Raw genomic sequence first — 24,571 nt, forward strand, 5'->3', positions numbered from 1 at the left:
CGAAAGACGCCCGACTTCGCCTACTTCAATGCGCTGATGCCAATCCCGGCAGCGGCATAACCAGGGCCGAAATCCACCTAGAGATGCCCCAATAGCTGTTCAGACAAACCGAGCCAGCTCTCTACCGAGGGCGCGTCCAGGGAGGGACGCGCCCTTTGCTTTTCACCGGCCGCCCAGCTTGTGACGGACGTCAGAGGGGCCTAACAATGGGTAGCGCCCTCGCAGTGGGCTGGCGAACCAAAGGCACGGCTTTTGAATGCGATCATCAAATCGCAGCTAGCAGATCGACGCGCCCAAGGCGCGCTCATCCGCGCCAAAACGCTAATCGAGGGCCACGACGTCGATTCCGCGACGCACATCTATGCCGATTTGCTGCAAACCGATCTGACTCCAATGCTGCGCGGCGAAGTCCAGACCAATCTGGCGGCCGCGCTCTGCCTGCTGGCCCAGCAGCATCTCGAGTCGGCGGCGGCACTCGGCCAGCTCGAACAGGCCCGCGACCTGCTGCTGGCCGCGCTACAGCATCGCCGATTGGCCAATGCGCCCCAGGACTGGGTGGCCACCCGCGCCAATCTGGGCCTGGTGCATCTGGCCCGCTACCAGGCCACCGGCAATGAAAGCGATATTCTCTTCGCCCATCTGGCGCTGGACGGTATCGAGCCGGCGCTGCGCCAGACCGACGATCCCGATCTGCTGAACTGGATCATGGCGATCCGCGAGCATCTGGTTGATCTGCAAGACCGCCGCAAGCCCCGGCGACGTTAGCGCCGCGTGCTAACCGCGCCCGAGTTCTTCGCTGCGCTTGCGGGCGGCGTCGACGGTGCGGTGGATCAGCTCGGTCAGGCCGTTTTCGCCCATCAGCACGGCAAGGCCGGCGGCGGTGGTGCCATTGGGCGAGGTCACGTTCTGCCGCAGCACGGCGGGTGGGGCAGTATCGGCTTCGAGCAAAGCGGCGGAACCGATGACGGTCTGGCGCGCCAATTGCTCGGCAACCGCGTCTGACAGGCCTTGGCGCCTGCCGGCTTCGGCCAGTGCCTCGACCAGATGGAACACATAGGCCGGGCCGGACCCCGAAACCGCCGTGACCGCATCAAGCTGGGCTTCGTCCTCGAACCAGACCACCGGACCGGCAGCCTGCAGCAGCGCTTCGGCCACTGCGCGGCCTTCGGCGGTGACCTCGGGGCCGGCAACGGCGCCAGTGATGCCCTTGCCGATTTGTGCTGGCGTATTGGGCATGGTGCGGACCACGCGGCCCATATCGAGGCCACGCGACAATCGGGCAATGTCGATGCCGGCTGCAATGGAAATAGCCAGGGTTTGCGGGCCGATGACCGGGGCCAGCGTGGCCAGGACCGTGTCGATAATCTGCGGCTTGACCGCCAGCACCAGCACATAGGGCTGCAGGCCCACCGCATCGGCGCTGATGGTCAGGCCATAGTCTTCGGCCAGCTCCAGCGCCGGCGCGCCCGGATTGGGATCAACCAGCAGGAGATTGCTTGGTGGCAGGCCGGCATCGAGCCAGCCGCGCGCCAGCGCCAGCCCCATCTTGCCGGCACCCACCAGCATGACCGGACCGATATTGCGCAAGGCGGGGCTCATGCCTCGCCGACCGTTTCAAACATGACATGGCTCAGCGCGTCGGCGGCGGTCTTGCCGGCCCAGACGACAAACTGGAACGCCTGATAATACAGATCGCAGCTATCGGTGGCCGAGCGCAGCAGCGCCTCGCATTGCTGGGGCGACACATCGGCGCCACCGGTCAGCAGGTGCGAATTGCGGAACAGCACCACGCCTTCCTTGTTCCAGATATCGAAGTGACCAATCCACAGCTGCTCATTGATGAGCGAAATCAACTGCTTGATCTCGTTGCGCCGACCTTCGGGCACCTTGAGATCGAAAGCGCAGGCGATGTGCAGGCTTTCGAGATCTTCCATCCAGTTGAACGAGACGTGGTAATCCGACCAGCCGCCCCGGACCGAAATTGAGATTTCGTCGGCATCCTGCCGCTCGAAATTCCAGTCATTGATCGAGGCAATATGCTCGATAATGTCCACGGGATGGACATTGCGATCGGGCTCAACTTGCAGAAGTGACATCGACGGTTCCGTCCGTTAACCGGCTGATTTGGGTACTCAGGGAACTGGCCGCACGCACGATGAGCTTACGAATCGTCCTGATGAAATGACCCTACACCGCGATCCTGATTCAGGGGACGCAACGCAGGCCATGGACGGCAATCTCTTGTGGATGACGATGCGCGGCCCAGAGTTAACAGACGATTAACGCCGACTTCACGTTCACAGCCTATCTGTATCAGAATAGACCTATCGCGGCCTGCAACCCGTTGACCGGGCCAGATTCAACGCGAAAAGCTGCCAGCAATGCAAAGGCAGCGGCCGACGCAAACCGTCGGCCCGTGCCATCACCGCAAGGCTGCTGCAGCAGAGCTTTAGTTGGCCTTGGGCGCCTTGCCCTTCAGACCGGCCAGTTCCTTGCGCAGCGCGTCGATTTCTTCGCCCTGTACTTGCACCAGCTCGCGCAAAGCGTCGAAATCCTCGCGCTTGACCAGATCCATATCGGCGACGAAGCGCTGGGCCTGGGACTTGACCACGGTTTCGACCTCGCGGCGCACCCCATCGGCAACGCCGGCGGCTTCATTCATCATTCGGCCCAGATCATCGAAGATCCTGCTATTCTGGCTCATCGCATTCCCAATCGGTTCGGCCTCTCACAGCCATATTTAGGCGATGCCCCCCGACTTGACCAGAGACAGCGAAGCGGCAATTGTCCGCCCGATTGCCGCAGGAGCCGCATTTGCCTTTCCCCAACATCGATCCGATCGCCTTTGCCATCGGACCTTTCGCCGTCCGCTGGTATGCGCTGGGCTATCTGTTCGGGGTCGGCCTCGGCGCCGGCTACGGCTATCTGCTGCTGGCCAATAAGCGGCTCTGGCACAAGGGCGAACCGCCCTTCAAGGCCGAGGACATCTGGGACTTCGCCTTCTGGACCATGCTGGCCATCGTGCTGGGTGGGCGCATCGGCTATGTGCTGTTTTACAACCTGCCCTATTACGCCGCCAACCCCGCCGAGATCATCAATACGCTGGATGGCGGCATGAGCTATCACGGCGGCATGCTGGGGCTGATGCTGGCGGTGATCCTGTTCACTTGGCGCAAGGGCAACGGCAATTGGCTGAGCGGGCTCGACCTGATCGCCTCGGTATCGACCATCGGCATTTTCCTGGTGCGCATCGCCAATTTCATCAATGGGGAGCTCTATGGCGCGCCGACCAATCTGCCCTGGGCGGTGATCTTTCCCACCGATCCCGAGCAATTGCCGCGCCACCCCAGCCAGCTCTATGAAGCGGCGCTCGAAGGGCTGCTGCTGTTCCTCGTCATTCGAATATTCACCCATGTGTTCTACGCACTGCGCCGGCCCGGCATGGTCGCCGGGATTTTCGGCATCGGCTATGGCCTGTCGCGCATCGTGGTCGAATTCGTGCGCCTGCCCGACGCCCAGCTCGGCTATCTCTATGGCGGCTGGCTGACCATGGGCATGGTGCTCTCCATTCCGCTGGTGCTGGCGGGACTTGGGCTGGTGGTGTGGGCCGGAACGCGGAAGCAAAATGCGCTGCGGGCCTGACCCGTCACAGCGTGGATGGACAAACAAACATGACTGACTCCCCCACCCTGCCCGAGCTGATCGATATGCAGATCCGCACCAGCGGACCGATGTCGATTGCCAGCTATATGGGGCTGTGCCTGACCCACCCGTCCAAGGGCTATTACAAGACAGCCGACCCGCTGGGGGCGCGCGGCGATTTCGTCACCGCGCCTGAAATCAGCCAGATGTTCGGCGAGTTGATCGGGTTTTACTGCGTCAGCCTGTGGCAGCAGATGGGCAGCCCAAAGGCGTTTACGCTGCTGGAGCTGGGACCCGGGCGCGGCACGCTGATGGCCGACATCTTGCGCGTCGCCTGCCGGGCCGAAGGGTTTCGCGACGGGCTCGACCTGCGCCTGTTCGAGACCAATCCGGCGCTGATCGCCGAGCAGAATGCGCGGCTGGAACCCTATGCCCCGCAATGGATCAACGCCTTTGAAAAAGTCGGCGATGGCCCGCTGCTGGTGATCGCCAACGAGTTTTTCGACGCTCTGCCGATCCGACAGTTTGTCCGCATGGATGATGGCTGGCACGAGCGCATGGTGGGGCTGACCGAGGGCAAGCGCAGCTTTGGGCTGAGCCCGACACCAATCCCCGTATCGGCCATGCCCGCAGCGGTGGCCGACGCCGAGATCAACAGCGTCTTCGAGGTTGGCCTCGCCAATGGCGAGGTGATGAAGCGGCTGGCCAGCACCGTCTCAACGCAGGGCGGCGCCATTCTTGCCGTCGATTATGGCTATGGCCGCACCCAGACCGGCGAGACGCTGCAGGGCGTGCGCCAGCACAAATATGCCGACGTGCTGGAAGCGCCGGGCGAAACCGATTTGTCGGTCCATGTCGATTTCGAGGCCCTTGGCACGCTGGCGGCGCAGGCTGGGTTGGCGGTGCAGCCTTTGGCCACGCAGGGCGAATGGCTGACCCGGCTGGGCATTGTCGAACGCGCCGCCGCGCTGAGCGCCGCCAATCCCAAGCTGGCCGCCGATATCGGCGCGGCCAAGACGCGGCTGATTGCGCCCGATCAGATGGGCAAGCTGTTCAAAGTATTCTGCGCCGCCAGCCCCGGGCTGGCCCCACCGGGATTTGCCGCATGAGTGTGCATTACGAACAGAGCGCCCTGCTGGGCGACCTGCCTACAGTGCGGCACGGCTTTTTCGGGCGGCGCGGCGGCAGCTCGCTGGGTGAATTCGCCGAGAACAACATGTCGATTGCCATCGGCGACACCCCGCGTCTCGTCGACATCAACCGCACCGGCGCTGCCGAAGGGCTGGGCTTTCGCCGCAACCAGCTATTCCTGCTCAAGCAGACCCATTCCAACCTCGTGCATTGCCTCACCGCCCACCCGATAGGCGACGAGCCCATCGAAGCCGACGCCATGGTGACCAGGCAGCCATTGCTGGCGCTGGGCATTCTCACCGCCGACTGCACGCCGATTCTGCTGGCAGATCGGGCCGCCGGCGTGGTCGGCGCGGCGCATGCCGGATGGCGTGGCGCCGTCGATGGCATCGTCGGCAATACCGTCGCCGCCATGGTGGCGCTGGGCGCCAGAACGGCCAACATCGTCGCCGCCATCGGCCCGACCATCAGTGGCGAAAATTACGAAGTCGGCCCGCAATTCATGGACGACTTCGTCAAGCTGCGGCCCGATGGCTGGCGGCATTTTTCGACGCATAATGGTGGACGGGCGCATTTCGACCTGCCCGGCTTTGTCGAAGCCGAACTGCGCGTGGCGGGGGTCGAAACCCTCGAACGCGTCGGCGGCTGCACCTATGGCCACCCGGACCGCTACTTCTCGCATCGTCACGCCACCCATCAGGGCGGCAAGACCGGCCGGCAGATCGCAATTATCGGGCTGGGGTGATCGCCACGACGGAGCCGATGCTTCCGTAGCTCGGGAATGGGCTTTCGCTCGCCGTTTACCCATTTTCGTCCATCAGCCATTTGTCGCGTTGCACCGGGGGGAACGACTCGCTAAAGCTGCCCGCGAAACTGGAGGATTCCCGAAGGCCGGGGATCGGTTGAGACAGGATCGCACTCATGAAGCTGGTGACCGGCAACTCCAATCGTGCTCTCGCCGAGGCTGTTGCCAGCTATCTCGAACTTCCCCTCACCGATTGTACGGTCAAGCGCTTCGCCGACAAGGAAGTCTATGTCGAAGTGCATGAGAATGTGCGCGGCGAGGATGTGTTCATCCTGCAATCGACCAGCTTTCCCGCCAATGACAATCTGATGGAACTGCTGATCCTGACCGACGCGCTGCGCCGTTCGTCAGCCCGCCGCATCACCGCCGTGGTGCCCTATTTCGGCTATGCCCGTCAGGACCGCAAATCGGCCCCGCGTACGCCGATCTCAGCCAAGCTGGTGTCCAATCTGATCACCGAGGCCGGCGCCAATCGCGTGCTGACGCTCGACCTGCATGCCAGCCAGATCCAGGGCTTTTTCGATATCCCCACCGATAACCTCACCGCTGCCCCGGTGATGGTGCGCGACATTCAGGACAATTATGACGTCAAGAACGTCATGATCGTTTCGCCCGACGTCGGCGGCGTGGTGCGTGCCCGCAACGTGGCCGGCCGCATCGGCGCCAACCTCGCCATCGTCGACAAGCGCCGCCCGCGCGCCGGCGTGTCCGAGGTGATGAACATCATCGGCGACGTCTCGGGCCAGACCTGCATCCTGATCGACGACATCGTCGATAGTGGCGGCACGCTGGTCAACGCCGCCGAAGCCCTGCTCAAGGCCGGTGCCAAGGCCGTGTCGGCCTATATCACCCATGGCGTGCTGTCCGAGGGCGCCTCCGAGCGCATCGCCGCCAGCAAGCTCAAGGAACTGGTGATCACCGATTCCATCGAGATCACCGACGCCCAGCGCGCCGCCGGCAATATTCGCCGCATGTCCATCGCCCCGCTGATCGGCGAAGCCATCGCCCGCACCGCCAGCGAACAGAGCGTGTCGAGCCTGTTCGACTAGGGTTCCCACCGCCGGCGTCTGCCGGTGCTTTTTTTGTGATGCCAGTCGAAATCGCCGCCTCTCGCGCGACATTGCCTTGAAGGGCTATGCTGCCCGCCAGAGGAGATGCGCCATGAAATATCTGCTGATGCTCTATGCCGACGAGAAGGCCGGCACCGCAATCCCGCCCGAACAGATGGCCGGTTTCATGGGCCAGATGGCGGCCTATCAGGCCACGCTGGAAAAAGCTGGTGCTTTTGTTGCTACCGCAGCCCTCCAGACCACCGACGCCGCCCGCACCATCTCCAACGCCAAGGGCGACCTCAAGGTGCATGACGGCCCCTATGCGGAAACGCGTGAGCAATTCGGCGGCTATTTCATCATCGAAGCGCCTGACATGAACGAGGCGATCCGGTTGGCGGCCCTGTGCCCGGCAGCGGGCTGGGGCCAGATCGAAATCCGGCCTTATCACCCCGGTTACGCGCCGGGCTGAAGAATTTTAATCGGTCGAGTCGAAAGCCGGGCCCCTGCCCCGACATGGTCATATCGGAGCATGATGCCCGACCAGAAAAGGAATTCTGCAATGCGCTACATGATGGTCATCCACCACGACGACGCGGCCCTGGGAAATGCCCCCCAGCAGCAGCTCTGGGCTGAATATGCGGCCTTCAACGAAGCACTGACCAAAGCTGGCGCCGGCTTCAGCAGCGGCGAACGCTTGCAACCGGCCAAGGCCGGCACCGTGGTGCGCATGGGCGGCGGCAAGACCGAAGTGCTCGACGGCCCCTTCGCCGACACCAAAGAGCAGTTCGCCGGCTATTATTTCATCGACGTGCCCGATCTCGATACCGCCGTCGAATGGGCCGCGCGCTGCCCCAGTGCCAAATATGGCGCCATCGAAATCCGGCCGATGGCCTGATGGATGCGGCGACGCGCCAGGCCGCCGAGCGGGCTGCCCGTGACAGCTATGGCCGACTCGTCGCCTTTCTCGCCGCCCGCACCCGCGACGTGGCGGGAGCCGAAGATGCGCTGGCGGAGGCCTTTGCCAGCGCGCTCACATCCTGGCCGGCCGATGGCGTGCCGGACAATCCCGATGCGTGGTTGCTGACCGTCGCGCGAAGGCGCCAGACCGACATGGCGCGGCGTCGGCAGACCCGGATGGCGGGGGAGGTGCATCTGCAGCTCATGACCGAGGAACTGGCCGACGCGGCCGCAAATCGTGACGTCATCCCCGACCGCCGGCTGGCACTGATGTTCGCCTGCGCCCATCCCGCCATCGAGCGCGGCATGCGGGCGCCGCTGATCCTGCAGACCATTTTGGGGCTGACGGCCGGTGATATCGCCGCCGCCTTCCTGCTGCCGCCGGCCACCATGGGCCAGCGTCTGGTGCGCGCCAAAGCCCGCATCAAGGAGGCCGGAATTGCTTTCGCCATCCCGGAGCGCGAACAGCTGCCGGGGCGGCTCGATGCGGTTCTGGAGGCCATCTATGCCGCCTATGCCAAGGGCTGGACCGAAATCGGCGACAGCAATGCCGAGCGGCTGGCCGACGAAGCCATCTGGCTGGGCCGGCTGATCGTCTCGCTGCTACCCGAGGAGCCTGAGGCCAAGGGGCTATTGGCGCTGATGCTCTACGCCGAAGCCCGCCGCGCGGCGCGGCGCGACTCGCAAGGGGACTATGTGCCGCTCGAGGCCCAGGATGTGGCGTTGTGGGACGAACCGCAGCTCGTGGAGGCCGAAACATTGCTACATGACGCCAATCAAGCCGGCCCCAGCGGGCGCTATCAGGTAGAAGCCGCTATCCAGTCGGCGCATGTGGCGCGACGGATCACCGGCCGGGACAACTGGGCCGCCGTAGTAGCGCTATATGATGTGCTGCTGGCGCTGACGCCATCGCCGGTAGTGCTGCTCAACCGCGCGGCGGCGCTGACCGAAACCGCTGGCCCCGACGCCGCTTTGGCCAGTCTCGATAGTATCGCCGATGACCCGCGCATGGCCAACTACCAGCCCTATTGGGCGGCACGCGGCCATCTGGCGGCCCGCGCCGGCCGCAAGCAGGACGCGCTTGAAGCGCTGACGCTCGCCATCGGGCTTTCGACTGACGAGGCCGTGCGCCATTATCTCATAACCCAGCGCGCTGCACTGCGCGACGGCTAGGCTTTTTTCGCGCATTAATTCGGCAGCAACGTCTTGAAGAAATCTTGCAAGTTTCTTGCTCGCGACCCGGCTTTCCGCTATAGCCCGCGCCATGAAGTGCTCGTCACCCCTGGAGGACGGGCGCGTATGCTGTTGTAGTGACGCATACACCAACCCAGAATGGATTTTTCCATGGCTGCGACCACAACTAAAGTGCTCAGTGCACAGGCGCGCGAAGGAGTGGGCAAGGGGGCCGCTCGTGAGCTGCGTCGTCAGGGACTCGTTCCTGCTGTTATCTACGGTGACAAGAAAGCCCCCGTCACCATCGCCATCGCCTACAAGGATGCGCACAAGCACATCTATGCTGGCGGCTTCAAGTCCCACATCATCGAGCTCGATGTTGATGGCACCAAGCACCGCGTGATTCCGCGCGACTACCAGCTTGATCCGGTCAAGGATTTCCCGCTGCATGTGGACTTCCTCCGCGTCAGCAAGAACACCAAGCTCACCGTTCAGGTGCATGTGGAGTTCATCAATGAAGAAGCTAGCCCCGGCCTCAAGCGCGGCGGTACGCTGAACATTGTGCACCACACGCTCGGCCTGATCGTCGGCGCCGACAACATCCCCGAGAAGGTGACGGTCGATCTGACCGGTGTCGACATCGGTGACAGCGTCCACGTCTCGGTCATCACGCTGCCGGCCGGTGCGGTCGTTGGCGGCCATGAAGACGACGCGACCATTGCCACCATCGTGGCACCGTCGGCGCTCAAGTCGGCTGGCGAAGACGCCCCCGTCGTTGAAGAAGCCCCCAAGGCCGAGTAATTCTCGCTTTGGTTCTGCTATAAGTTCGAGGCGGCCTTCGGGTCGCCTCTTGCGTTTCTGGAGTTTGGCATGAAGCTGCTTGTCGGCCTGGGCAATCCGGGCAGCCAATATGCGGGCAACCGCCACAATATCGGCTTCATGGCGCTCGACGCCATCGCCCGCGCCCATGGCATCACCCAATTCCGCAGCAAGCATGGCGGACAACTGGCTGAAGGCAGCATTGGCGGCGAGAAGGTGATTCTGCTCAAGCCGCAGACCTTCATGAACCGCTCGGGCGACAGCGTGCGGCAGGTGGCGCAGTTCTATAAAATCGCGCCCGCCGACATCATCGTGCTCTATGACGAACTCGACCTCGCCGCCGGTAAGGTGCGGGTCAAGATCGGTGGCGGCAATGGTGGCCATAACGGGCTGCGCTCGATCGATCCGCAGATCGGGGTCGGTTACAAACGCGTACGCATCGGCATCGGCCATCCGGGCAAGGAATTCGTCACCAACCACGTGCTGGGCGATTTCGCCAAGGCCGACCAGGCATGGGTCGAACCGCTGCTCGACGCCATGGCCAAGCATGTCGACCTGCTGCTCAAGGGCGACGACAGTGGCTACATGAACAAGCTGGCGCTGGTGCTGCAACCAAGCGCCGCTGACCAGCCGGCGCCCAAGGGGCAGAGCCACATCCGACAGGCACGGCCGGCCAAGCCAGCCGCGAAGCTGCCGGAGAGTGGGCCGATGGCGGCGATGTTGAAGAAGCTGCTGGGCGGGGACTAAGGGGGCCCGGGGCGTCGCCCACACTCCATGTCACCCCGGCCTTGAGCCGGGGCCCATCTCGAGATCTCAGGATGGATCCCGGCTCAAGGCCGGGATGACACCAAGATTCCTAAGCCGCCGTCACGCGCCACACGGCATCACCCACATCGTCCACGGCCAGCAGCGCGCCGTCCTTGGCGACGGCAACGCCCACCGGGCGGCCATGCGAGGTCTTTTCGTCGGCGGCCAGGAACCCGGTCAGCAGATCGCGCGGCGCGCCCTGCGGCTTGCCATCAACGAAGGGTACCAGGATCACCTTGTAGCCGCTGAGCTTGCTGCGGTTCCACGAGCCATGCTGGCCGATGACCATGCCGGCCGGCATGCCCGCCAGCGTACCTTCGGGCAGCCAGCACAGGCCGAGCGAAGCTGTGTGCCCGCCCAGCGCGTAGTCCGGCGTCAGGGCGCTGGCGACCAGCGCCTGATCCTGCGGCACACGATCATCGACCGTCTTCCCCCAATAGCAGAACGGCCAGCCGTAAAAGCCGCCATCCTTGACCGAGGTCAGGTAATCCGGCGGAGTTTCGTCGCCCAGCCCGTCGCGCTCATTGACCACGGTCCACAGCGAGCCATTGGTTGGCTCCCAGGCCATGCCGACCGGATTGCGCAAGCCACCGGCAAAGATGCGATGGGTTTCGGTCCTGAGGTCGAGTTCGAAAATGCAGGCGCGGCCTTTTTCGGCCTCCATGCCTTCATCGGCGATATTGCTCAACGAGCCGACAGCCACATAGAGCTTGGAGCCATCCGCATTGGCAATGATATTGCGCGTCCAGTGGCCGCCCGGCTTCATGTCCATCAGCTTGCGGCCCGGCGCGGTGATCTTGGTCTGGCCGGTTTCATAGGGAAACGCCACCACGCTATCGGTGTTGCCGATGTAAAGCGTGTCGCCAACCAGTGCCATGCCGAAGGGCTGGCTGAGATTGCTGAGAAACACCTCGCGCAGCTCGGGCACGCCATCGCCATCGGCGTCGCGCAGCAGGGTGATCTGATTGGCGCTTGGCCGCGTCGCACCGGCCCGGCGCATGACGCGGTTCATGGCATAATCGCGGAAGCCGCGCACCGTGCCGGGCAGCGAGGCCGACTCGGCCACCAGCACGTCGCCATTGGGCAGCACATAGGCCCAGCGGGGATGCTTGAGCCCCGAGGCAAAGGCGGTGACCTTGAGACCGGATGCCACATCCGGCTTTTCGCCCTGCTTCCAGCCCATGGCGGTCGGCATTTTCAGCATGGGCATGGCGCCCTGCGGCTTGGCATCGGGAATATTGGGGTTGGACCCCATCGCCGGCTTGAACGAGCCCATATGACGGCCGCGATAGTAAAACCAGAGGCCCCCCGCGATGACAGCGACGAGTACGACAAGTGAAATCAATATATCCACAGCAGGCTTCCTCCGGCATTCTTGAATGGCAGCTTTGATAAGCGGTCGCGCGGCACACGGCAAGACGCCCATGCCCTGCTGTGCATTGACTTCTCGCCCTATCCGAACGATGTCAGGGCCAACAATTTTCGGAGCTTCCCCATGGGTTTCAAGATGGGCATCGTCGGCCTGCCCAATGTCGGCAAGTCGACCCTGTTCAATGCGCTGACGCGCACTGCCGCCGCCGCCGCCGCCAATTTCCCGTTCTGCACCATCGAGCCCAATGTGGGCGACGTGCCGGTGCCCGATGAACGCCTGCAAAAGCTGGCCGAGATCGGCAAATCGATCAACGTGCTGCCGGCACGGATGAGCTTTGTCGATATCGCTGGCCTGGTGAAGGGCGCGTCCAAGGGCGAAGGGCTGGGCAACCAGTTTTTGGCCAATATTCGCGAATGCGACGCCATCGCCTATGTGCTGCGCTGCTTTGAAGACGGCAACATCATCCATGTCGCCAACAAGGTCGATCCGCTGGCCGACGCCGAAGTGGTCGAGACCGAGCTGATGCTCGCCGATCTCGAAAGCCTCGAGAAGCGCCGCATCGGCGTGGAAAAGAAGGCCAAGGGCAACGACAAGGACGCCAAGGTCACGCTCGAGCTGATCGACCGGTCGCTGGTGCTGCTGCGCGAGGGCAAGTCGGCCCGCTTCGTCGAGCGCTCCGCCGAGGAAGAAAAAGCCTTCCAGGAACTGCAGCTGCTGACCTCCAAGCCCGTGCTTTACGTTTGCAATGTCGATGAAGGCGCGGCTGAAAACGGCAATGCCATGAGCGAAGCCGTCGCCGCCTATGCCCACGCCAATGGCGCTGGCGTCGTCGTCATCTCCGCCGAGATCGAAAGCCAGCTGGCCCAGCTTCCCGACGCCGAGCAGGCCGAATATCTCGAATCGTTGGGCCTGCACGAAGCCGGCCTCAACCGGCTGATCCGCGAAGCCTATGACCTTTTGGGCCTGCAGACCTACTTCACCGTCGGCCCCAAGGAAACCCGCGCCTGGACCATCCATAAGGGCGACAAGGCCCCGGCTGCTGCCGGTGTGATCCACTCCGATTTCGAGCGCGGCTTCATCCGCGCCCAGACCATCGGCTTTGAGGATTACGTGGCGCTGGGCGGCGAAACCGCCGCCAAGGAAGCCGGCAAGGCTCGCGACGAAGGCAAGGAATACGTCGTCAAGGACGGCGACGTGATGCTGTTCAAGTTTAATACTTGAGGTCTACGCCCGAATGGCTGAGCCAAGCACTCGATCCTCCCTTCTCCCCTCGTGGGAGAAGGTGCCCGAAGGGCGGATGAGGGGCTCTACCTATGATCAAAGCATGGGATGACCCAGGCCCCCTCACCCTGACCTTCCGCTGAACGCGTCAGGTCTGTCCCTCTCCCACAAGGGGAGAGGGACGTCTGTGGCGGTCACCCCTCGATCCTATCCTTGCGCATCTGGCTCGGTGTCATGCCGTAGGCTTTGCGGAAATGTTCGTAGAACTGGGTCTGGCTGGCAAAGCCGGCCTGGAAAGCGACATTGGCGATGGACAGACTGCCGTCGAATAGCAGCGAGCGGGCGCGGATCAGGCGCATGCGGATGACGAATTGCTGCATCGAGATATGCATCACCCGGCTGAACAGCGTGGTGGCATAATTGGGATGGAGGCCCACCACGCCGGCAATGGCCTCGGCGCTGAGCGGGTCGGTGATATTTTCGACGATGTGGCGCACCATGCGCACCACATAGCGGACCGGCGAGCCGGTGCGGGTGCGAGGCGCCGCGCGCTCGAGCCAGGCGGGCAGCAGCGTATCCCAGCCGGTGATCGCCGCCCGGCGGAACATGGTGCCGATCTCGGCGCGGACGATGTCGCTGCGCCTTGCATGGCCGCTGCGATAATCCTGATGCCAGCGGTCGAGGGTTTCCAGCCCGATGCACTCGGCGGTGAGCTGGATGACGCCGCCGCCCATCAGGGTTTCGGTGAGCCGGCCGAGTTGCGGCATTTCGAGGAACGCATCCATCGGCAGATAGATGTTGAGCTGGCGGCCGCTCATGGCCTCCGCGCTGAGACCCACGGTCTGGTGTGGAATGCCGGCCCAGAAGGCAACCAGCCGGCTCGCGCCCACGCTCACTGCGCCGCCATCGAAGACATAATCCATGCTGCCCTGGCTCAGCCAGTTGAACTCGATATGGCCGTGGCTATGCGGCGCCGGCATGAGCTGGGGCGTGAAGGAGCGAATGCCAAAACGGCCGAATGCCTTGCCGGAGGCGTAGAAAACACGATCCGGGCGCGGCGTCGGCCGGGGCGCGCGGCGGGTGGGTACGGCCTCGACCATGACAGGCACTGTTCTTAGAAAACCGGAAGAAGTGCCTACTATTCCGCATTGTTTCGTGAGGCGCAAGCGCTAGGGTTTGCTCCAGTTCTGCGCCGGCTGCTCGCCGTGCTTTGGAGGATATCGCGGTGGCCAATCCCAAAATCACCTTTATCGGCGCCGGCTCGTCGGTGTTCATGAAAAACATCGTTGGCGACGTGCTGCAGCGCCCGGCTTTGGCTGGCGCCACCATCCGCCTGATGGACATCAATCCGACGCGGCTGGAAGAAAGCGCCATCATCGCCAACAAGCTGATCGCCACGCTGGGCGTGCCGGCGACGGTGGAGACCTATGCCAATCAGCTTCAGGCACTGGACGGCACCAATTTCGTCGTCGTCTGCTTCCAGATCGGCGGCTATGAGCCGTCCACGGTGGTCGATTTCGAGGTGCCGAAACAATACAAGCTGCGCCAGACCATCGCCGATACGCTGGGCGTCGGCGGCATCATGCGGGGGCTGCGCACTGTGCCGCATCTGTGGAGCATTTGCGAGGACATGCTGGCGGTCGCGCCCGACGCCATCATGCTGCAATATGTGAACCCGATGGCCATCAACACCTGGGCCATCGCCGAGAAATACCCGACCATCAAGCAGGTGGGGCTGTGCCACTCGGTGCAGGGCACGGCGATGGAGCTGGCCCATAATCTGGATATTCCCTATGCGGATATCCGCTATCGCTCGGCCGGCATCAACCACATGGCGTTCTATCTCAAATTCGAGCATCGCCAGCCCGATGGCAGCTATCGCGACCTCTATCCCGACCTCGTGCGCGCCTATCGCGAGGGCCGCGCCCCCAAGCCGGGCTGGAACCCCCGCTGCCCCAACAAGGTGCGCTATGAGATGCTGACGCGGCTGGGCTATTTCGTCACCGAAAGCAGCGAGCATTTTGCCGAATACACTCCCTATTTCATCAAGGAGGGGCGTGAGGATCTGATCGAGAAATTCGGCATTCCGCTCGACGAATATCCCAAGCGCTGCGTCGAGCAGATTGCCGGCTGGAAGAAGACCTCGGAAGACTACCGCAAGGCCGACCGCATCACGGTCAAGCCGTCCAAGGAATATGCCAGCTCGATCATCAACTCGGTGTGGACCGACGAGCCCTCGGTGATCTATGGCAATCTGCGCAATAATGGCGTCATCACCAGCCTGCCGGATGCCGCCGCGGTGGAGGTGCCGTGCCTGGTCGATGCCAATGGCATCCAGCCCACCTATATCGGCGATTTGCCGCCCCAGCTCACCGGGTTGATCCGTACCAATATCAATGTGCAGGAGCTGACGGTGCGGGCGCTGATCGAGGAAAACCGCGAGCATATCTACCACGCCGCGATGCTCGACCCGCACACCGCGGCCGAGCTGGATCTGGAGCAAATCTGGAGCCTTGTGGACGACCTGACGGCCGCTCATGGCGACTGGTTGCCCGAATGGGCGCGTGGCCCAGGGCGATCACGTTTGGCGGGTGATTAACACCTCATTAACCATACGGGAACATCCTGAGGGCGTTCCGGGTTCAATCTCTGGGGGCTCCAGAAAGAGAACACCATGTATGATTTCGAGCCCGATCCTCGCGCTACTGAGGCACTGGTTGGACTACCAGTTGCCGATGTGGAACGGGATCTTATTCTGGCAACGCTGCGGCAGACAGAAGGCAACCGCACCCACGCTGCACTGGTTCTGGGCATCTCGATTCGAACCATGCGCAACAAACTTCGGGACTATGCCGATCAAGGCGTAGACATTCCCCCCAGCGCGTCACCGGACGCATGATAAAGGCCCGCCACCCGGCGGGCTTTTTCCTTCTCGGACGCCCCGGGCTTGCCTTGCGCGGCCAAAGCGGGCACATAACTGCTTGACGTATAGGGCAAGTAAATGACCAACCCAATCACCCAAGATCGGCGTCATTTCGAGGATCTGCAGATCGGCGAAGTGATCGACCTGGGCCATATCACCGTGAGCAAGGCGATGATTACCGACTTTGCCCGCGAATTCGACCCCTTCCCGTTCCACCTTGATGAAGCGGCCGCCAAGGCGAGCCTGCTCGGTGGCCTGGCCTCCAGCGGCTGGCAGACCGGCGGGCTGAGCCTGCGCATGCTGGTCGACAGCTTTCTGTCCAAGGTCGCCTCGGCGGGCGGGCTCGGCTTTTCCAATCTCAAATGGAAGAATCCGGTGATGGTTGGCGACACCATTGGCGGCACGGTGACCATTGCCGAGTTGCGCCGCTCCAGCACCCATCCGCAATGGGGCATTATGAGCCTCGATTTCGACGTGCGGAACCAGAAGGACCAGAAGGTGCTGACCATGCGCCTGTCCAATCTGATCGATACGCGCCAGCCGGGAGCCACTGCATGACCCGCTGGTTTGAGGATATCGTCATCGACGAAGTGTTTCCGCTCGGTAGCCACACCTTTGAGCAGGACGAAATCATCGCCTTTGCCACCCAATATGATCCACAATATTTCCATATCGACCCCGCAGCCGCCATGCATAGTCACTTCGGCGGGCTGATCGCCAGCGGCTGGCACACGGTGAGCGTAGGCCATCGCAAGATGGTCGATACGCTGTTTGCCGAGGAAGACCGGCTGCGCGCCCAGGGCAAGGAGCCCGGCGTCTCGGGCCCCTCCCCCGGCGTCAACGAGATGGTGTTCAAGGTGCCGGTGCGCCCCGGCGACACGGTAAGCTATGAGCTGGTGGTGACCGACAAGCGGGCATCCAACTCGATTCCCAGCTGGGGGCTGCTGTTCAACCGGCTGACGGCGCTCAACCAGCGCGGCGAGCTGGTCTATCGTGCCGAACTGGTCGGCTTTTCCAAACGGCGCGACTACGTCATGCCGCTCAAGCTGAAACTGTTGCAGGCGCTCACCAGAGTGCCGCTGATCGGGCCAATGCTGAAGCAGGGCTCTTGAAAGCGGACGGACGGCCCGGCACTGTCAGCCGCATGCTCCGAATCGCCCTCATCACTGCCCTCGCCCTCGTCTCCACCGCCCCCGCCTTTGCCCAGAGTTTTACGGGCAATTGGGCGTGTCGTGACGCCACCACCGCCAAGGCGGGGATCCTCACCATCTATGGCGAGGTCTATGGCTTTGCCTCGACCACCATCAGTGATGGCAGCTCGGGCACCGGCACCATCACCGGCTATCAGGACGGCGTCGCCTTCAACGATGGCGGGCTCAAATCCGGCCGCAATATCCAGGCCGGCCGGGTCATCCCAGATCCGACCTATGGCACGGCCATTCAGCTGGAGACGGCCGAGGCAATCGTGATGCTGTGCACGCCGCGCAGCTGAGCGTGAGCGATTGCTCTCCACTCTCGTGGCACAATCCCAGCATCTAAACGCGGTGTCATCCCGGCCTTGAGCCGGGACCCATCCTGAGATGTGACGACCGGCGGGATCGGGGGATGGGCCCCGGCTCAAGGTCGGGGTGACACCGTGGGTGGGGCGATATCCTGGGGCGTCGCACGCCGGCGCTGAGTTGTGCATTCAGCCACTCCCCACCCCCCCATCGCCAACAAAAAAGCGACATTCCGTCGCCCGGGGGTTGATATTTTCGCGCGATAGGGCATTTTCACGGTGCAGCGCCGGGCCCCTCTGGCGAGGGCCACCCATGCCCTCGTGATGTCGGAACTGCTCCAACTTATGGAGAAAGGTCCGGCGATGGAATCGCTTCTTGCCGCCCTAACGGGCGATTTTCTGGGTACTCCCGTCTATTTCTGGGTCGCGTTCATCGCGATCGTTGTCGCGCTCCTGGTCTTCGACCTCGGCATCCTGCACAAGGATGAACATGAGATCGGAGCGCGGGAAAGCCTGACGCTTTATGGCTTTTACGTCGCTATTGCCGTCGCCTTTGGCGGCTGGGTGTGGTGGCAGCGCGGCAGTGAAGCCGGGCTCGAATTCTTCACCGGCTATCTGATCGAGCAATCGCTGGCGATGGACAATATGTTCGTCATTGCCAGTATCTTCGGCTTCCTCGCTATCCCCCGCCTCTATCAGCACCGCGTGCTGTTCTGGGGCATTCTGGGCGTCATCGCCTTCCGCGCCATCCTGATCGGGCTGGGCGCCGCGCTGGTGCATCAGTTCAGCTGGATCCTGTTTGGCTTCGGCGCCTTCCTGGTGTTCACCGGTCTGCGCATGTTCAAGCAGCACGAGACAGAAGCAGACATTGAGCACAATCCGGTGTTCCGCTTCCTCACCAGCCGCTTCCGCGTCACCAAGGAACTGCATGGCCGCAATTTCACGGTCAAGCAGGCTGATCCCAAGACCGGCAAGCTGGTCACCTGGCTGACGCCGCTGGCGGTGGCGCTGGTGATGGTGGAAACCGTCGACCTGATCTTTGCCGTGGATTCGGTGCCGGCCGTCTTCGCGGTGACGCAGGACACCTTCATCGTTTACACTTCCAACATCTTCGCCATTCTGGGCCTGCGCGCGCTGTATTTCGCCCTGGCGGCGGCAATGAACCGTTTCCGCTATCTGCAGACCTCGCTGGCGATCATTCTGGTGCTGGTGGGCATCAAGATCTTCCTCGTGCCGATGGGCGTGCATATCGACACGCTACTGAGCCTCATCGTGACGCTGTCGATCCTGGCCGGGGGCGTATTGTTCTCGCTGTGGAAGACCCGCAACGAGCCGGTCGAAGCAGAAGAGCCGATCGCGCAGGAGGAGAAGCGAGCCTCCTGACGCGCGACAAAAATGGGCCGGCGGTTGACGCCGGCCCATGGCTTTTCTATCCTCTGGACGTTTCCAGAATGAGGTTGCGAACCGAAATGATCTGAAATCTTGCCCCGAACGCCCCAAGAATCCGCCGTTCCGCGCCTGCGCGTGACCGCCCGATTCTGGATGCCGTTCCGTGCGAGATCAGCTTCAGGTTCACCCAGCCGCTAGCGGCTACACGACCGATCATCTCCCCCTGACGGCATCGCCGGCGTCTTTTCAAACCCCGCTTCATCGCGCGGCGCCTGCTGGGCGTTGCGCAGATTTTCAGACCCCGCCGTTGCGTTGAAAGCGCCGGACGGGGATGGAGAAAGGCTTGTCTATGCCCAAAAACATGTTCCAACGCCCGCAACAGGTCGCCCCCTCTCGCAATGTGCCGCGCCATGGCGCGCCGCTGCCAGTGGGCAGGCTGGAGGCCCGCAAGCTGGCCCAGCCCAAGCCGGAGACAACCTTGTCGCTGCCGGCGCTGGAAGCCCTGCTGAAAGCGCCCCGGCGCTAAGCCACAGCCCGGCGCTCCGGCGCCGGGCCACCTTTGCGCCAGTCTTGCCGCATTTCCCGGCTAATCGGGGCAGGACTGACACGAAGGAGACGACCATGGGCAGGATCCACGAGATCGTATTCGACTGCGACAAGCCCGCCAAACTCGCCCAGTTCTGGGCCGGCCTGCTCGATGGCTATCAGGTGCGCCCCTATGACGAGGCCGAGATCGCCCGACTGGCCGCGCTCGGCCTGACGCCGGAAACCGATCCGACCGTGCTGGTCGATGGCCCCGGCCCGGCCTTGTGCTTCCAGAATGTCGATGGCCGCCGCTACGACAACAATCGGGTGCATTTCGACATCGAAGTCGGTGATCGCGCCGGCGAGGTCGAACGGCTCAAGACCGCGGGCGCCGAAACCGTGCGGGTGCTGCCCACCTATACGGTAATGCGCGACCCCGAGGGCAACCAGTTCTGCCTGGTCGACCAGCGCGAGGCGATGGCGGCGTGAGGCTGCTGACAGGTTCTGGCGGCCCACCCCGCTAGGGTCGCGGCCTATCCAGCAAGGAGCTTTGCCATGACGCTTGTCGCCACCTGCCATTGCGGCGCGACCAAAATCGAGCTGCCGCATCTGCCGATCGCCGCCAAGGAGTGCAATTGCAGCTTCTGCGCCCGCACCGGGGCGATCTGGGGCTATTACGCACCGGGCGAGCTGAAGCTGCTATCGCAGCAGGACGACAAGACCTATTCGGCCAGCGGCATGAACCAGCATCATTTCTGCAGCAATTGCGGCATGCAGACCTGGGGCGAGTCACCCGACTGGGCCTCGATGTATAACAATGACGGCACACCCAAGGACGGCGACCCCAACGCCATGCCGACCGCCCGCACCTATGCGGTCAATCTGCGGCTGATCGACGATTTCGATTGGAGCCAGGTCGTGGTGGAAAAAATCGACGGCCGCAACAGCTGGTAGGTGCTGAGGAGGGGCCTCTCAGTGCCCCTCAAACGCCATCAGCGCCTTGACCTCGACACCCTCGGCCGCCAGCTTGGCCGCGCCGCCCAGCGCCGGCAGGTCGATGACGAAGGCCGCCTGGGCCACCGTGGCCCCGGTGCGGCGCAGCAGGCCAACGGCGGCGATGGCGGTACCGCCAGTGGCGATCAGATCATCGACCAGCAGCACGGTGTCATTGCTGTCCAGCACATCGGCATGGATCTCGATGGTGTCGACGCCATATTCCAGCGCGTAGTTCTGCCCGATGGTCTCGCCGGGTAGCTTGCCCTTCTTGCGGATCGGAATGAAGCCTGCCCCCAACGCGATGGCAACGCCCGCGCCGAAGATGAAGCCGCGCGCTTCGATGCCGGCGACATGGGTGATGCCCTGGCCGCGATATTGGGCGGCCATGCGCTCAATGCTTTCCTTGAAGCCCTCAGGATGCTCGATCAGCGTAGTGATGTCGCGAAACAGGATGCCCTTCTTGGGGTAGTCCGGAATCGTGCGCACGAGGGCCTTGAGGTCGAGCGACATGGCAAACCTGTATGAATTTGGAACGGAAGAAAGCGCTCAGCGCAGGCGGCGGCCGACGAGATGGCGGGCCAGCACCCCGGCATTATAGGCCGCCGAGCGGGTGACATTGATCGCAGTTTCGCGGGCTTTTGGATTGGACGCCACGGCGTTGATGCCGGCGCGCACTGCCGGATGCCGGCTCATGGTGATGGCGGCCCCGACGACAGTCACAGCAATACGAATGGCGGACATGTCGGCTCCCTCACGCAGTGATTTGCGCGCAAAGAATATTGCGGGCTGCGCGCCGCTTGGCAAGGGCCTCGACGCCTCGTGACCACAAACAGAAAGGGCCCCACCCGGGGCCCTTTCCAATTTTCTCAATCGCGGGCAGCGATCAGTGCTCGATGCCCTTCCAGATGCGACGCTTGGTGGCGTACATCAGGCCGGCAAAGACCAGCAGGAACAGCAGCACCTTGAAGCCGGTTTCCTTGCGCGACACCAGACCGGGCTCAGCCATCCACATCATGAAGGCCGACACGTCGGTGGAATACTGCTCCAGCGTCTCGGGAACGGCGGTTTCGCCTTCGCCAACGGCATAGGCGACCTGCCCATCCGACAGCGGCGGGGACATGCCGATGGCGTGGCCGGGGAAGTAGTCGTTGTAATACTTGCCGTCAGCCAGCTCGAAGTCGGCGGGCGCGGTTGCCGGCACGTCGTCATGGTAGCCGTTGAGCAGCGCGTGGATATAATCCGGGCCGCCTTCCGAATAGCCGGTGAAATAGTTGAACACCCAGAACGGGAAGGCATCGGTCACGCCGCGGGCCTTGGCCAGCACCGAGAAGTCGGGCGGGAACGAACCGCCCATGGCATCGCGTGCTTCCTGTTCGCTGGCGAATGGCGACGGCCAGCGATCAGCCGGCACTGCCGGGCGAACGCCGCCTTCAACCGTGGCATCGGCCACTTCATATTCGGCCGCCAGCGCCTTGATCTGGGCGTCGGAGAAGTGGGGACCACCCGCCTCGGCCAGATTGCGGAACGCGATCAGGCGTGCGCCGTGACAGCTGGCACAGACTTCGCGGAACACCTGGAAGCCGCGCTGCAGCTGGTTCTGGTCGTAAGTGCCGAAAATACCGGCAAAGCTCCAGCTCTGCTTTTCGATATGGGCGCCGCCTTCAGCTGCCTGCGGGGCCGCGCCAAAGGCGAGGCCGGCAACCAGGGCCAGAGTGGCCAGGATAGTTTTGGTCTTGAACATGGTTCCTGCCCCTTCCATCACGCGTTCGCTTTGCCGAGGACGCTCTCGGAGATGCTGGTCGGCAACGGCCGGGGCTTCTCGATGCGACCAAGGACCGGCAGGACGACAAGGAAGTGTGCGAAGTAATAGAAAGTGCAGATCTTGGCCAGGATGACGTAGATGCCTTCCGCCGGTGCGGCACCAAGATAGGTGAGCGCGACGAAATTGACCACGAACAGCCAGTAGAACCACTTGAACATCGGGCGGAAGTTACCCGAGCGGGTCTTGGCCGTATCCAGCCAGGGCAGGAAGAACAGGATGACGATCGAGCCGCCGAAGAAAATCACGCCACCGAGCTTGGAGTCGATGAACAGGATGTTGAAGTCGATGGCACGCAGGATGGCGTAGAATGGCAGGAAGTACCATTCAGGCACGATATGGGCCGGCGTCACCTGCGGGTTGAACTCGATGTAGTTGTCCGGGTGACCCAGAATGTCGGGCGCAAAGAATGCGAACCAGGCAAACGGGATCAGGAACAGCGCCATGCCGAAGGCGTCCTTCATCGTGTAGTACGGATGGAAGGGCAAGGTATCGCGCTTGGTGTCCTTGACGTCGACGCCGATCGGGTTGTTGTTGCCCGGCACATGCAGCGCCCAGATATGCAGCGCCACGACGGCGGCAATCACGAACGGCAGCAGGTAGTGCAGCGAGAAGAAGCGGTTCAGCGTCGGGTTGCCCACCGAGAAACCGCCGCGCAGCAGCTCGAGCAGCGGCGTGCCGATGACCGGGATTGCCGCGAAGATATTGGTGATCACGGTAGCAGCCCAGCCAGACATCTGGCCCCAGGGCAGCACGTAGCCCATGAAGGCAGTCGCCATCATCAGCACAAAGATCAGCACGCCGAGGATCCACAGGATCTCGCGCGGTGCCTTATAGGAGCCGAAATACATGCCACGGAAGATGTGGATGTAAACGGCAGCAAAGAACATGGAAGCGCCCACGGCGTGGAACGCCTGGATCATGCGGCCACCATTGACGTCACGGCGGATATGCTCGACCGAGTCGAACGCCATGGCGACGTTGGGCGTGTAATGCATGGCCAGGATGACGCCGGTGACGATCTGGATACCCAGGCACATCACCAGGATCGCGCCGAAGGTCCACCAATAATTGAGGTTCTTCGGCGTCGGGAAATCCATCAGGTGCTCTTTGGAGAACCGGATGATCGGCAGGCGTTCATCGAGCCACTTCTCGATGCCCGTACCGGGCGTATAAGTCGAATGTTCTGACATCGGGCGAGCCCCCACTAACCGATCTGGACCAGCGTATCGCTGAGGAATTCATAAGGCGGCAGCACCAGGTTCTTCGGTGCAGGGCCTTTGCGGATACGGCCGGCGCTATCGTAGTGCGAGCCATGGCAGGGGCAGAACCAGCCGTCGAATTCGCCGGCATCGCCCACCGGAACGCAACCGAGATGGGTGCAGTTGGCGATCATGATCAGCCACTGTTCGTGGCCGGGCTTGGTGCGCTGCTCGTCGGTCTCGGGATCCTTGAGATCGGCCATTGGCACTGCAATGGCTTCGTCGATCTCGGCCTGGGTGCGGTGCCGCACAAAGACCGGCAGGCCGCGCCACATGATAGTGACCGACTGCCCTTCGGGAATCCCCGAAATATCGAAGTCGATGCTGGCCAGCGCCAGTGTCGAAGCGTCGGGATTCATCTGGTTGATCAGCGGCCAGACGGTCGCTGCGGCGCCGACTGCGGCCACCGACCCGGTTGCGACAAAGATGAAATCCCGCCGTGTCGTTGAATGTTGATCTTGCGTGGCCAAGGTCCGTATCCCCGTACAATCACATCAGACGCGGCCGGCAGCGGCAAACCATTCCGCGCATACGCAGAATCGGCTGCCGGCGCCCTCAATCGGCCCGTCAGTTGCGGTTCTTTTTGCACTGTCCCATGCGCTTGTCCAGTGATCCGCGTGGTGACATCAGGCAAGTGCGACACTATACCCGAACCGACCCAGGCCCAGCGCCGGCCCCTGCCCCTTTAAATTCCGGTGGAAACGCCCATGCCGGTCGATCTGGCCCTCTACCAACCCGACATCGCCAACAATACCGGCACGCTGATCCGGCTGGGGGCCTGCCTGGGGATAACCATCCACCTCATCCACCCCACCGGCTTCCCGTTTTCCGCCAAGGCCTTGGCCCGGGCTGGCCTCGACTATCTCGACCATGCGGCGGTGCATGAGCATGCCAGCTGGACCCAGTTTGACGCCTGGCGGCGCGCCGAAGGGCGACGGCTGGTGCTGCTGACCACCAAGACCGAAACCTCAGCCTATGCGGTGGATTACGGCGTTGATGACATTTTGATGGTGGGGCGCGAAAGTGCCGGCGTGCCCGACGCGGTGGCCGAGGCCTGCGACCTGCTGGTGCGCATTCCCATGCGGCCCGGTTTGCGCTCGATCAATGTGGCGCTGGCGGCAACCCTTATCCTGGGGGAAGCCAAAAGACAGACCGACGGCTTTACACAACTCATCTGACA

At 62.9% G+C, this 24,571-nt stretch carries 30 protein-coding genes and 1 pseudogene; 21 read left to right on the top strand and 10 right to left on the bottom strand.

The window, feature by feature from the left end; translation table 11 throughout:
- Positions 1–252: 252 nt before the first annotated feature.
- Positions 253–765: a hypothetical protein gene (locus tag ACX3OZ_RS17780; protein ID WP_459096026.1), complete on the top strand. Its 513-nt coding sequence runs from the start codon at positions 253–255 to the stop codon at positions 763–765.
- A 9-nt stretch (positions 766–774) separates the two neighbouring features.
- Here the strand turns inward: ACX3OZ_RS17780 and proC are convergent, their stop codons facing one another.
- From proC to ACX3OZ_RS17795, 3 genes are all read right to left on the bottom strand, one after another.
- A complete protein-coding gene (gene proC, locus ACX3OZ_RS17785) occupies positions 775–1,599 on the bottom strand; it encodes a pyrroline-5-carboxylate reductase (RefSeq protein WP_459096025.1) in 825 nt (274 codons plus the stop codon).
- The gene (locus ACX3OZ_RS17790; protein WP_459096024.1) at positions 1,596–2,096 is read right to left on the bottom strand and encodes a type III secretion system chaperone family protein; all 501 of its coding nucleotides are present in this window, start codon (positions 2,094–2,096) and stop codon (positions 1,596–1,598) included. The genes proC and ACX3OZ_RS17790 overlap by 4 nt, the downstream gene beginning before the upstream one ends.
- 353 nt (positions 2,097–2,449) lie before the next feature.
- A complete protein-coding gene (locus ACX3OZ_RS17795) occupies positions 2,450–2,704 on the bottom strand; it encodes an accessory factor UbiK family protein (RefSeq protein ID WP_459096023.1) in 255 nt (84 codons plus the stop codon).
- A gap of 110 nt (positions 2,705–2,814) precedes the next feature.
- Between ACX3OZ_RS17795 and lgt the strand changes: the two genes are divergently transcribed.
- The 9 genes from lgt (at position 2,815) to pth (ending at position 10,326) form a co-directional block, all read left to right on the top strand.
- Positions 2,815–3,642, top strand: coding sequence for a prolipoprotein diacylglyceryl transferase (gene lgt, locus ACX3OZ_RS17800; protein ID WP_459096022.1), 828 nt, complete (start codon positions 2,815–2,817; stop codon positions 3,640–3,642).
- Between the two features lie 29 nt (positions 3,643–3,671).
- Entirely contained in the window at positions 3,672–4,751 is a 1,080-nt protein-coding gene (locus ACX3OZ_RS17805; RefSeq protein WP_459096021.1) for a class I SAM-dependent methyltransferase, read from the top strand.
- Positions 4,748–5,518, top strand: coding sequence for a peptidoglycan editing factor PgeF (gene pgeF / locus ACX3OZ_RS17810; protein ID WP_459096020.1), 771 nt, complete (start codon positions 4,748–4,750; stop codon positions 5,516–5,518). The genes ACX3OZ_RS17805 and pgeF overlap by 4 nt, the downstream gene beginning before the upstream one ends.
- Before the next feature lie 176 nt (positions 5,519–5,694).
- A complete protein-coding gene (locus ACX3OZ_RS17815) occupies positions 5,695–6,627 on the top strand; it encodes a ribose-phosphate pyrophosphokinase (protein ID WP_459096019.1) in 933 nt (310 codons plus the stop codon).
- A 112-nt stretch (positions 6,628–6,739) separates the two neighbouring features.
- Positions 6,740–7,099 carry a YciI family protein gene (locus ACX3OZ_RS17820; RefSeq protein WP_459096018.1) on the top strand — a complete coding sequence of 120 codons (360 nt, stop codon included), beginning with the start codon at positions 6,740–6,742 and terminating at the stop codon, positions 7,097–7,099.
- A gap of 90 nt (positions 7,100–7,189) precedes the next feature.
- A complete protein-coding gene (locus tag ACX3OZ_RS17825) occupies positions 7,190–7,525 on the top strand; it encodes a YciI family protein (RefSeq protein WP_459096017.1) in 336 nt (111 codons plus the stop codon).
- The gene (locus ACX3OZ_RS17830) at positions 7,525–8,760 is read left to right on the top strand and encodes an RNA polymerase sigma factor (RefSeq protein WP_459096016.1); all 1,236 of its coding nucleotides are present in this window, start codon (positions 7,525–7,527) and stop codon (positions 8,758–8,760) included. Before ACX3OZ_RS17825 ends, ACX3OZ_RS17830 begins: the two co-directional genes overlap by 1 nt.
- A 171-nt stretch (positions 8,761–8,931) precedes the next feature.
- On the top strand, positions 8,932–9,561 hold the full coding sequence (locus ACX3OZ_RS17835) for a 50S ribosomal protein L25/general stress protein Ctc (protein WP_459096015.1): 630 nt from the start codon (positions 8,932–8,934) through the stop codon (positions 9,559–9,561).
- 69 nt (positions 9,562–9,630) lie between these two features.
- Positions 9,631–10,326 (top strand): aminoacyl-tRNA hydrolase, encoded by a 696-nt coding sequence (gene pth, locus ACX3OZ_RS17840; protein WP_459105099.1) that lies wholly within the window; start codon positions 9,631–9,633, stop codon positions 10,324–10,326.
- A 109-nt stretch (positions 10,327–10,435) separates the two neighbouring features.
- Here pth and ACX3OZ_RS17845 read toward each other — a convergent pair whose 3' ends face one another.
- A complete protein-coding gene (locus ACX3OZ_RS17845; protein WP_459105112.1) occupies positions 10,436–11,701 on the bottom strand; it encodes a PQQ-dependent sugar dehydrogenase in 1,266 nt (421 codons plus the stop codon).
- A gap of 180 nt (positions 11,702–11,881) precedes the next feature.
- On the opposite strand from ACX3OZ_RS17845, the gene ychF reads away from it, so the two are divergent.
- Positions 11,882–12,979 carry a redox-regulated ATPase YchF gene (ychF, locus tag ACX3OZ_RS17850; RefSeq protein ID WP_459096013.1) on the top strand — a complete coding sequence of 366 codons (1,098 nt, stop codon included), beginning with the start codon at positions 11,882–11,884 and terminating at the stop codon, positions 12,977–12,979.
- A gap of 194 nt (positions 12,980–13,173) precedes the next feature.
- On the opposite strand, the gene ACX3OZ_RS17855 is transcribed toward ychF, so the two are convergent.
- Complete coding sequence (locus ACX3OZ_RS17855; protein ID WP_459096012.1) at positions 13,174–14,079, bottom strand: helix-turn-helix domain-containing protein; 906 nt, start codon at positions 14,077–14,079, stop codon at positions 13,174–13,176.
- Between the two features lie 125 nt (positions 14,080–14,204).
- Between ACX3OZ_RS17855 and melA the strand changes: the two genes are divergently transcribed.
- The 9 genes and pseudogenes from melA to ACX3OZ_RS17900 all read left to right on the top strand — a co-directional run bounded on the left by melA (position 14,205) and on the right by ACX3OZ_RS17900 (position 20,268).
- Positions 14,205–15,578 carry an alpha-galactosidase gene (gene melA / locus ACX3OZ_RS17860; RefSeq protein WP_459096011.1) on the top strand — a complete coding sequence of 458 codons (1,374 nt, stop codon included), beginning with the start codon at positions 14,205–14,207 and terminating at the stop codon, positions 15,576–15,578.
- Between the two features lie 99 nt (positions 15,579–15,677).
- Positions 15,678–15,878, top strand: a pseudogene (locus ACX3OZ_RS17865) (helix-turn-helix domain-containing protein); the annotation flags it as partial.
- A gap of 102 nt (positions 15,879–15,980) precedes the next feature.
- Positions 15,981–16,460 (top strand): MaoC family dehydratase, encoded by a 480-nt coding sequence (locus ACX3OZ_RS17870; protein ID WP_459096010.1) that lies wholly within the window; start codon positions 15,981–15,983, stop codon positions 16,458–16,460.
- The gene (locus tag ACX3OZ_RS17875) at positions 16,457–17,014 is read left to right on the top strand and encodes a MaoC family dehydratase (protein WP_459096009.1); all 558 of its coding nucleotides are present in this window, start codon (positions 16,457–16,459) and stop codon (positions 17,012–17,014) included. The genes ACX3OZ_RS17870 and ACX3OZ_RS17875 overlap by 4 nt, the downstream gene beginning before the upstream one ends.
- Positions 17,011–17,394, top strand: coding sequence for a hypothetical protein (locus ACX3OZ_RS17880; RefSeq protein ID WP_459096008.1), 384 nt, complete (start codon positions 17,011–17,013; stop codon positions 17,392–17,394). The genes ACX3OZ_RS17875 and ACX3OZ_RS17880 overlap by 4 nt, the downstream gene beginning before the upstream one ends.
- Positions 17,395–17,763: 369 nt before the next feature.
- Positions 17,764–18,783 (top strand): TerC family protein, encoded by a 1,020-nt coding sequence (locus ACX3OZ_RS17885; protein WP_459096007.1) that lies wholly within the window; start codon positions 17,764–17,766, stop codon positions 18,781–18,783.
- A 349-nt stretch (positions 18,784–19,132) separates the two neighbouring features.
- Positions 19,133–19,315 (top strand): hypothetical protein, encoded by a 183-nt coding sequence (locus ACX3OZ_RS17890; protein WP_459096006.1) that lies wholly within the window; start codon positions 19,133–19,135, stop codon positions 19,313–19,315.
- Between the two features lie 95 nt (positions 19,316–19,410).
- A complete protein-coding gene (locus ACX3OZ_RS17895) occupies positions 19,411–19,803 on the top strand; it encodes a VOC family protein (RefSeq protein ID WP_459096005.1) in 393 nt (130 codons plus the stop codon).
- A 66-nt stretch (positions 19,804–19,869) separates the two neighbouring features.
- Entirely contained in the window at positions 19,870–20,268 is a 399-nt protein-coding gene (locus ACX3OZ_RS17900; RefSeq protein ID WP_459096004.1) for a GFA family protein, read from the top strand.
- 18 nt (positions 20,269–20,286) lie between these two features.
- Here ACX3OZ_RS17900 and ACX3OZ_RS17905 read toward each other — a convergent pair whose 3' ends face one another.
- The 5 genes from ACX3OZ_RS17905 to petA form a co-directional block, all read right to left on the bottom strand.
- Positions 20,287–20,820: an adenine phosphoribosyltransferase gene (locus tag ACX3OZ_RS17905; RefSeq protein WP_459096003.1), complete on the bottom strand. Its 534-nt coding sequence runs from the start codon at positions 20,818–20,820 to the stop codon at positions 20,287–20,289.
- Positions 20,821–20,856: 36 nt separating this feature from the next.
- The gene (locus ACX3OZ_RS17910) at positions 20,857–21,051 is read right to left on the bottom strand and encodes a hypothetical protein (protein ID WP_459096002.1); all 195 of its coding nucleotides are present in this window, start codon (positions 21,049–21,051) and stop codon (positions 20,857–20,859) included.
- Between the two features lie 142 nt (positions 21,052–21,193).
- Positions 21,194–22,051, bottom strand: a complete 858-nt coding sequence (locus ACX3OZ_RS17915) for a cytochrome c1 (RefSeq protein ID WP_459096001.1) — start codon at positions 22,049–22,051, stop codon at positions 21,194–21,196.
- A 17-nt stretch (positions 22,052–22,068) separates the two neighbouring features.
- Complete coding sequence (locus ACX3OZ_RS17920) at positions 22,069–23,322, bottom strand: cytochrome b (RefSeq protein ID WP_459096000.1); 1,254 nt, start codon at positions 23,320–23,322, stop codon at positions 22,069–22,071.
- A gap of 14 nt (positions 23,323–23,336) precedes the next feature.
- Positions 23,337–23,861, bottom strand: coding sequence for a ubiquinol-cytochrome c reductase iron-sulfur subunit (petA, locus tag ACX3OZ_RS17925; RefSeq protein WP_459095999.1), 525 nt, complete (start codon positions 23,859–23,861; stop codon positions 23,337–23,339).
- Positions 23,862–24,098: 237 nt separating this feature from the next.
- On the opposite strand from petA, the gene ACX3OZ_RS17930 reads away from it, so the two are divergent.
- Complete coding sequence (locus ACX3OZ_RS17930; RefSeq protein ID WP_459105100.1) at positions 24,099–24,569, top strand: tRNA (cytidine(34)-2'-O)-methyltransferase; 471 nt, start codon at positions 24,099–24,101, stop codon at positions 24,567–24,569.
- Positions 24,570–24,571: the final 2 nt, after the last annotated feature.

It is taken from the genome of Devosia sp. A369, assembly GCF_054489345.1.

What these genes read in the sequence shown, in the direction of transcription:
- proC (WP_459096025.1), bottom strand. Translation starts at nt 1,599, where the DNA reads ATGAGCCCCGCCTTGCGCAATATCGGTCCGGTCATGCTGGTGGGTGCC.
- ACX3OZ_RS17790 (WP_459096024.1), bottom strand. Translation starts at nt 2,096, where the DNA reads ATGTCACTTCTGCAAGTTGAGCCCGATCGCAATGTCCATCCCGTGGAC.
- ACX3OZ_RS17795 (WP_459096023.1), bottom strand. Translation starts at nt 2,704, where the DNA reads ATGAGCCAGAATAGCAGGATCTTCGATGATCTGGGCCGAATGATGAAT.
- ACX3OZ_RS17805 (WP_459096021.1), top strand. Translation starts at nt 3,672, where the DNA reads ATGACTGACTCCCCCACCCTGCCCGAGCTGATCGATATGCAGATCCGC.
- pgeF (WP_459096020.1), top strand. Translation starts at nt 4,748, where the DNA reads ATGAGTGTGCATTACGAACAGAGCGCCCTGCTGGGCGACCTGCCTACA.
- ACX3OZ_RS17815 (WP_459096019.1), top strand. Translation starts at nt 5,695, where the DNA reads ATGAAGCTGGTGACCGGCAACTCCAATCGTGCTCTCGCCGAGGCTGTT.
- ACX3OZ_RS17820 (WP_459096018.1), top strand. Translation starts at nt 6,740, where the DNA reads ATGAAATATCTGCTGATGCTCTATGCCGACGAGAAGGCCGGCACCGCA.
- ACX3OZ_RS17825 (WP_459096017.1), top strand. Translation starts at nt 7,190, where the DNA reads ATGCGCTACATGATGGTCATCCACCACGACGACGCGGCCCTGGGAAAT.
- ACX3OZ_RS17830 (WP_459096016.1), top strand. Translation starts at nt 7,525, where the DNA reads ATGGATGCGGCGACGCGCCAGGCCGCCGAGCGGGCTGCCCGTGACAGC.
- ACX3OZ_RS17835 (WP_459096015.1), top strand. Translation starts at nt 8,932, where the DNA reads ATGGCTGCGACCACAACTAAAGTGCTCAGTGCACAGGCGCGCGAAGGA.
- pth (WP_459105099.1), top strand. Translation starts at nt 9,631, where the DNA reads ATGAAGCTGCTTGTCGGCCTGGGCAATCCGGGCAGCCAATATGCGGGC.
- ychF (WP_459096013.1), top strand. Translation starts at nt 11,882, where the DNA reads ATGGGTTTCAAGATGGGCATCGTCGGCCTGCCCAATGTCGGCAAGTCG.
- ACX3OZ_RS17855 (WP_459096012.1), bottom strand. Translation starts at nt 14,079, where the DNA reads ATGGTCGAGGCCGTACCCACCCGCCGCGCGCCCCGGCCGACGCCGCGC.
- ACX3OZ_RS17870 (WP_459096010.1), top strand. Translation starts at nt 15,981, where the DNA reads ATGACCAACCCAATCACCCAAGATCGGCGTCATTTCGAGGATCTGCAG.
- ACX3OZ_RS17875 (WP_459096009.1), top strand. Translation starts at nt 16,457, where the DNA reads ATGACCCGCTGGTTTGAGGATATCGTCATCGACGAAGTGTTTCCGCTC.
- ACX3OZ_RS17885 (WP_459096007.1), top strand. Translation starts at nt 17,764, where the DNA reads ATGGAATCGCTTCTTGCCGCCCTAACGGGCGATTTTCTGGGTACTCCC.
- ACX3OZ_RS17895 (WP_459096005.1), top strand. Translation starts at nt 19,411, where the DNA reads ATGGGCAGGATCCACGAGATCGTATTCGACTGCGACAAGCCCGCCAAA.
- ACX3OZ_RS17900 (WP_459096004.1), top strand. Translation starts at nt 19,870, where the DNA reads ATGACGCTTGTCGCCACCTGCCATTGCGGCGCGACCAAAATCGAGCTG.
- ACX3OZ_RS17905 (WP_459096003.1), bottom strand. Translation starts at nt 20,820, where the DNA reads ATGTCGCTCGACCTCAAGGCCCTCGTGCGCACGATTCCGGACTACCCC.
- ACX3OZ_RS17910 (WP_459096002.1), bottom strand. Translation starts at nt 21,051, where the DNA reads ATGTCCGCCATTCGTATTGCTGTGACTGTCGTCGGGGCCGCCATCACC.
- ACX3OZ_RS17915 (WP_459096001.1), bottom strand. Translation starts at nt 22,051, where the DNA reads ATGTTCAAGACCAAAACTATCCTGGCCACTCTGGCCCTGGTTGCCGGC.
- ACX3OZ_RS17920 (WP_459096000.1), bottom strand. Translation starts at nt 23,322, where the DNA reads ATGTCAGAACATTCGACTTATACGCCCGGTACGGGCATCGAGAAGTGG.
- ACX3OZ_RS17930 (WP_459105100.1), top strand. Translation starts at nt 24,099, where the DNA reads ATGCCGGTCGATCTGGCCCTCTACCAACCCGACATCGCCAACAATACC.